The sequence below is a fragment of the Nostoc sp. CHAB 5715 genome (genome assembly GCF_020829685.1).
Taxonomy (GTDB): Bacteria; Cyanobacteriota; Cyanobacteriia; order Cyanobacteriales; family Nostocaceae; genus Nostoc.
On sequence record NZ_JAIVFR010000393.1, the window covers coordinates 1 to 6,379 of the forward strand.

General features: G+C 44.4%; 5 protein-coding genes and 1 pseudogene. 1 reads left to right on the forward strand and 5 read right to left on the reverse strand.

Features of this window, described 5'->3' with window-relative positions:
• Window positions 1-2,209, reverse strand: a 2,209-nt coding sequence (locus tag LC574_RS21050; protein WP_229455420.1) for a proline dehydrogenase family protein, incomplete at its 3' end; no start/stop codon positions are given.
• A gap of 468 nt (window positions 2,210-2,677) precedes the next feature.
• Between LC574_RS21050 and LC574_RS21055 the strand changes: the two genes are divergently transcribed.
• Complete coding sequence (locus LC574_RS21055) at window positions 2,678-3,328, forward strand: hypothetical protein (RefSeq protein WP_229455421.1); 651 nt, start codon at window positions 2,678-2,680, stop codon at window positions 3,326-3,328.
• 325 nt (window positions 3,329-3,653) lie between these two features.
• On the opposite strand, the gene LC574_RS21060 is transcribed toward LC574_RS21055, so the two are convergent.
• The 4 genes and pseudogenes from LC574_RS21060 to LC574_RS21075 form a co-directional block, all read right to left on the reverse strand.
• Complete coding sequence (locus LC574_RS21060) at window positions 3,654-4,379, reverse strand: HEAT repeat domain-containing protein (RefSeq protein WP_306422143.1); 726 nt, start codon at window positions 4,377-4,379, stop codon at window positions 3,654-3,656.
• Between the two features lie 164 nt (window positions 4,380-4,543).
• Window positions 4,544-5,386 (reverse strand): HEAT repeat domain-containing protein, encoded by an 843-nt coding sequence (locus LC574_RS21065; RefSeq protein ID WP_229455422.1) that lies wholly within the window; start codon window positions 5,384-5,386, stop codon window positions 4,544-4,546.
• A 31-nt stretch (window positions 5,387-5,417) separates the two neighbouring features.
• A pseudogene (locus LC574_RS21070) lies at window positions 5,418-5,624 on the reverse strand (phycobilisome linker polypeptide); the annotation flags it as partial.
• A 122-nt stretch (window positions 5,625-5,746) separates the two neighbouring features.
• Window positions 5,747-6,379: phycobilisome linker polypeptide (locus LC574_RS21075; RefSeq protein ID WP_229455424.1), on the reverse strand; the 633-nt coding region annotated here is incomplete at its 5' end.

Consider the following 6,379-nt stretch of genomic DNA (forward strand, 5'->3'; position numbering starts at 1 on the left):
ATCTAGGTACGTATTGAAATACACCTTTGGGAAAACCAGCGTCTACCAAAATTTCTGTAAGTTTCGCTGCAATCACAGAAGATGTTTCCGCAGGTTTGAGGAGAGTACAATTGCCTGAAACCAAAGCTGCAACAGTCATTCCGCAAGCGATCGCTAGCGGGAAATTCCAGGGAGAAATCACTATAGCAATACCGCGTGGTTGGTAAATATAATGATTAGTTTCGCCAGATATGTCATAATTAACACCTTTGTCTAATCGTTCTATCTCGTCAGCGTAGTACCGACAGAAATCTATCGCTTCCGAAACCTCTCCATCAGCTTCCTTAACGGCTTTCCCAACTTCCAAAACTATCCAAACTGAAAGTTCAGCGCGGCGTTCTTCCATCAAATCACCCGCTTTCCGCAAAATATCAGCGCGTTGTTTAGCTGGTGTTTTTTTCCACCCAGGAAACGCCGCTTTCGCAGCTTGCATCGCCTGTTCTGCTTGTTCAACACTAATCAACCCAACCTTACCAACTACCTCACTGAAATTAGAAGGATTGAGAGAATCAACAAATTCCGGCGGATTCACATATTCGCCATTAATCAGTGGTAAATAAGTTTTACCCAATTGTTGACGAACGCTTTGGAAAGCTTGCGCCGCCTTCGTTCTCACCTTTTCCTGGGCGTAATTGGTATCAGCAGCACCGAGGAAATGAGAGTTAGGAGAGACGCGATTAATCGCGTCTGTACTTTGGAGAGACGCGACGCCAGTCGCTACAACGGGGGGAACCCCCGCAACGCGCTGGCTCATTAATCGCGTCTGTACGTTAGGAGTTAAAGAGTTCTTTTCATCTTTGACAATCGGCGGCGCTAATAGTTCTTCAATTGGTCGATTTTCGAGATTTTGGCGTAAAAAGGAACTATTAGCTGTATTTTCCAACAATCGACGAATTAAATACGCCATTCCAGGTAATAATTCACCGTAGGGACAGTAAACTCTGACTCGATAACCCCTGTCAACCAACGCCTTTGCAACTTTATCACCCATACCGTAGAGGACTTGCAATTCAAAGCGACGGCGGGGGACATTTAAACTTTCAGCTATGGCAATGGCGCGAGAATGCGATCGCACATTATGGCTACCAATGGCAGAATACACATATTGATGATTTTCTAACAACAATTGAGTGATGGTTTCAAAGTTAGCATCAGTTGCGGCTTTGTCGTTATAAACTGGCTGTGGCCAATGCTTCTGCGCTGCTTTGATAGTTTCCTGATCCCAATATGCGCCTTTTACCAAGCGGATTGTCAGGGGATAGCCACGTTCTTTCAACCAGGAAATTACGTCTTTAGTATCTTGCTCGCTATCACGCAGATATGCTTGAATAGTTATCCCTATATCTGTGCGTTGCCGAAACTCTTCTTCTAGTAACAGTTTTTTCAGGATGGTAAGAGTTATGTCTTTATAGGCATACTGTTCCATATCAAAATGGACAGCTGCGCCTAATTCTTTAGAACGACGTAAGAGAATACGAATGCGATCGCTAACTCGCTCCTCACTACCTTTAGCATCTAATGGGTCAAATTGGGAGTAAAACGCTGTTAACTTCACAGAAACCTGGACTTTTGGGATTGCTTCGCCATCAGCCTCATCAATAGCCGGGATAGCTGACCAATTCTTTGATGCTTCCACCAATTGTTGTATTAATTCTAGATAGCGTTCTAGATAAGACTGCGCTTCGGCTTCGGTAATCACCGCCTCACCAAGTAAATCGATGGTGAAAGCCATTTTCTCTTTTCTTAGTCGTTCAACTGTTTTAATGACTTGTTTAATATTTTCCCCAGAAATATATTTATGAGCAAGAGTTTCAACGGCTGTACCAACGGTTGTAGCAGCAACTTGTCCTGGCATAGAGTCGGGGTTAGCAAAGTTTAGCATTCCCTTCAAAGTTGCCGGTAATTCTACAGATTCATCGCCTAAATATTCTTGTAAATGTGAGGCAATTTCTGATTTACTGTGCAAAGCAGGTAGCGTATCTATAAAGCGAAATAGTTGCACTCGTAACCCAGGATTACTCATCGCCCAGGCTAGTAATTTATCATCCCAGCGCATTTGATCCCGCAGGGAAGAAAAAAACGAACGATTTTCCTGCGTTGCTGCTAGAAGTTGTTTAGCAATTTCTTGGGTTTTAGCTTCGTAGGTGCTTGTTTGTACTTGTAATACCACTGATAATAAACTCCGTTAATTAAGGCAAGGCTTTTTGTACAAAGCCTGTGTCTTCTATTTTGACGCTTTCATATATCGAGTGGGGAGTGGGGAGTGGGGAGTGGGGAGTGGGGGATGGGGGAGCAGGGGGAGCAGGGGAGGCAGGGGAGGCAGAGGGGCAGGGGGCAGAGGGAGAATAGCTTAATGACTAATGGCTAATGACTAATGACCAATGACTAATGACTAATGACTGACAAGTGTTATCCTTTTGTTGATCTATTTCTAACTTGATTAGACAGATGTTGCAGCACAAGAGATTAGCTCAGTCATACTAAGAGTGTGGATACTATAGGACTCCTATTTGATTTTTGAAATAACTCGCCCTCAACTCGAAAAGGCTGATTCCCTACTCCCTACTCCCTACTCCCTACTCCCTACTCCCTACCTACACAAAGAAGTTCAGAAATCAAATCGGATTGCTATACATTTATGCCTACAGAAAACCTCACGCATATCTTATTTTCTAACTGGCAACACATACTCCAACCTTTTGGTGTTGACCAGGTAGCGGCTGAGAAAGCTTTTAATGACTTGGTTGCAGCTTACTCTACCCCTGGTCGCTACTACCATACATTGAAACACATCGATCGCGTCCTCAGCATAATTCAGATTTTGCAAGGTTACACCAGCAATCTAGCTGCTGTTCAACTAGCTGCTTGGTTTCATGATGTAGTGTATGACACTCAAGCTCAAGATAATGAACAACGAAGTGCAGACTATGCTTTTGATCTGCTGAGTAATTTGGGTATTCCAGAAAGTACCATAACTATTGTCACGCGTCTCATTCTGAACACTAAAGACCACCAAGCTGCGGTGGATGACTATGATAGCCAAGTTCTACTTGATGCAGATTTAGCGATTTTGGCTACTAACCAAGTGCATTATGGAGAATATGCCTATGCCATTCGCCAGGAATATAGCTGGATGGCAGAGGCAGATTATATCACAGGTCGTCAGCAGGTTTTAGAACGATTTTTACAGCGATCGCATATCTACTTTACTCCTTTAATGTCAGAGTTCGCTGAACCATGTGCCCGTGGCAATATCCAGGGAGAAATTCAGTCTTTATTGTCTCGTTAGTTTTAGGCGATTCTCATTTAAATGCAACACGCGGTGGGGTAGCACAGCGATCATTGGTGTCAACTTAAGCTAAAAATCGCTTATCTGTTGGCTTCCACGCCCGCCTGGAACTAAAGTTCCAGGCTAATAGCTAAAGTCTACTAAAGTAGACTAAAGATTTTTCGGATTATTTAGTCATCAAAAGATGACTTTCGCTATTAGCAAGGAACTTCAGTTCCTTGCGGGACATGGCTTTTACGTTAAGTTGACACCAATGCACAGCGATGCACCCCTACCACAAACTTGTATTCCATGCAATTGGAATCAGCTAGAAATCTTGAATTTCTTACCGTCTGCTACCGCCACGGTGAGGTACTTCAGTGTCTTGTAGCTTTCTTTTAGGTGCAAAAACTTCTTGATGTTGTTGTTGCTGAATTTTTTCCTGTGCAAACTTGACACGGGTGCGAACTCCGAGATCAACATCTGTATCGAGCATTTGCTGAAGTTGATTTGTAATCCGCGACGCTTGATCGGGTAAAGTAACTGCTATGGCGATCGCTAGTGTTTCTAAACTTGTCACTGCTGCATAGCGCACTACCCACTCTGGATCTTGAGAAATTAGTAATAGCGCCTCTAATACCTGAGTCTGAATAGATTCTAGTTTCTCAGGCGATACTTGCTGCCAGCGCAAAGTGCCTAATCCCCTGGCAGCTGCCCGCCGCACACTCAGAGAAAAATCGGTCTTTGCTGCCTCTAACAAGGTATCCAGGGCCCGGACATCGCCAATTCCCGCTAAGGCACGAATAGCCCAGGCTCTAGCACCATAGTTGTAGCCATCAATTAGTTGCAATAGTGGCGATACTGCGGCTTCCCCGATCGCAATTAGCCCATCTACCGCCGCCACCGCCGCCCCTGGATTGTTGTAGCCTAAAGCTGCAATTAGTGTAGGAACAGCTTCTTCTATACCAGCTGCTGCTAACTCCTGAACTGCGTCTAATAACCGATCCGAGGAATCTGCTTCTTCTACAGCACGGATCAATATTTGCGCCAGATCGCTGTTATTCATAATCATTTTTCTTGAGTAATTAGTCGTCAGCCAATTGTAGCTTAAGCTATCCGTAGTTGGCATCATACATAAACCCCCTAGCCCTGATTTTACAATTAGCTTGGGGGTTGATGTGTAGTAAAAATTTGGTTGTAACGTATTAATAACAACTGATTATCTAGAATTTATGACTACAACAGCGAGTCCATCAAATTCATTACTTTAATCGCACCTTCTGAGAAAGTGCTTGGTGTTGTGTGATTGACTTGATGTTCTAGTAATCCTTTAAGAGAAATTAGCTTTAGGCTATTTTCAGCAAGAGTCTGTGCGATCGCATTTGCTGCGGGTAGATATCCAATTGCTCCTAAATCTGCCAACACTGCTCGACGCAATTGCAATTTCTCTCCCGCCAGAGCTTGTACCAGCCGTTCTCCATAAACTGGTTCTTGGGTTAATTGATACATGGCTCGGGCGGCAGAATATTGGACCAATTCGATTGGATGCTCTAAGAATGCTTTTACCAAAGGGGCGAACTCAGTCGCTCTTAAGGTTCCCAAGGCTTCTAAGATAGCGTCGTAGGGTTGAGATAAATCAGGCTGTGATATCAGCTGCTCTCCCTCCAAACCTACTGTTAATAGCTTGATTAGCGCCGGAATACAAACCGGATCGCCCAGCATCTCTAAAGATTGTACCGCCGCTTCCCGCACATAAAAATCTGAGCAATCTAAACACCTAATTAAAGGTGATACTGCCTGGCGATCGCCCAGTTTCCCTAAGGCCCTAGCTGCGTTCCGTCGCAGAGGATATCCGCCTTCTGGTGTCTTGTCGGCTTCATCCTCTAAGGCTTTGATCAATCCTCTAACCGCAGCTGGTTCATTTATGCGAAACCTTCCTAACCACCAGGCAGCATAAAATCGCAGACCTAAATCTGTACTCTCAAGATTAGCGATCGCCTGCTCTACAGTTAAAGATCCACCGTCGGCATTGTCAACTGTCAGTGATAAATCTTTAATGTTCTCCAGACTGGGATTCATGGTTGTGTTCGCTATGTGTTGTATCAGCGTTCAATGGCTGAATGCTGACTATTTTGCCACCCAAGCGAGTAATGCGCTGCATTTCCTGATTCATCCGGTTCTCAGGCACTGTGAAAAACACACTGCCACTAGAACGAATCGGATAATTGGTTTTGTCGGTTTCTTCGCTTTGGCGCAGACCCACTACTTCATACCGAAAGTAGCGACTACTTGTTCTACTACTAATTTGTCCAACCATAAAATTAATTCCCAATTCTAAATTGTCATTAGTCTCAGTTCGCGCAGCCTCTCCTTGGGGAGAAGTTCTGATGGTCAAAGCCTCCGCTCAGACTTCTCTATTTGTCCTTATGATTATTGACACTAAAGTGGTTTCACACTGGCTATTTTGCCACCTTGTTTTACCACTCTCTGGAAGTAAGCAGATAGTCCTTCATAGGGTATGATAACAGCTTGATTGACCCGGCGTGTGCTAGGATACCCAGCCCCAAAAACGCCTGCCACTTCAATGCGGTAGAGTCTGCCTTCTTGGCCGAAAGTTCCTGCACCACCAAAAGTACTGTTAGGGGTAACGCCTTTTTCAGGAGCAACGTAGGAAAAGCCGGAAGGGCCACCAGAGGGAGGAACAACGACAGATGCACTATTGCGACCGAGTTCGCTAGCAAGACGGGAGGACTTGCCTTTGAGTTGGGAGGTATCGCTACTGGCATAGCCGCGATAAAGTTGGAATATCCGGCTAAATCCCACAGTTTTCTGTCCTGTTTGAGTTTCAAAGCCGCGATAGTAAGGCACAATATTTTCACCAAAGTTAGATTGATACTCTGGCGAATCAATATAAGAATCTATGTCGGCTTCATATCCCTTGGTTTGGTATAAGTCCAAGTGATAAACCACATCAGACTCATCATAGGGGGCACGACCCAACAAATGTTTATAGTTGAGTTCGATGACGCGAGTTTGGAAATTGTCGTAGAAAAACTTGGATTTGTATAGCTC

Bases quoted from the DNA above. Each gene is read 5' to 3' on its own strand.
- LC574_RS21055 (WP_229455421.1), top strand. From the start codon at position 2,678: ATGCCTACAGAAAACCTCACGCATATCTTATTTTCTAACTGGCAACAC.
- LC574_RS21060 (WP_306422143.1), bottom strand. From the start codon at position 4,379: ATGATTATGAATAACAGCGATCTGGCGCAAATATTGATCCGTGCTGTA.
- LC574_RS21065 (WP_229455422.1), bottom strand. From the start codon at position 5,386: ATGAATCCCAGTCTGGAGAACATTAAAGATTTATCACTGACAGTTGAC.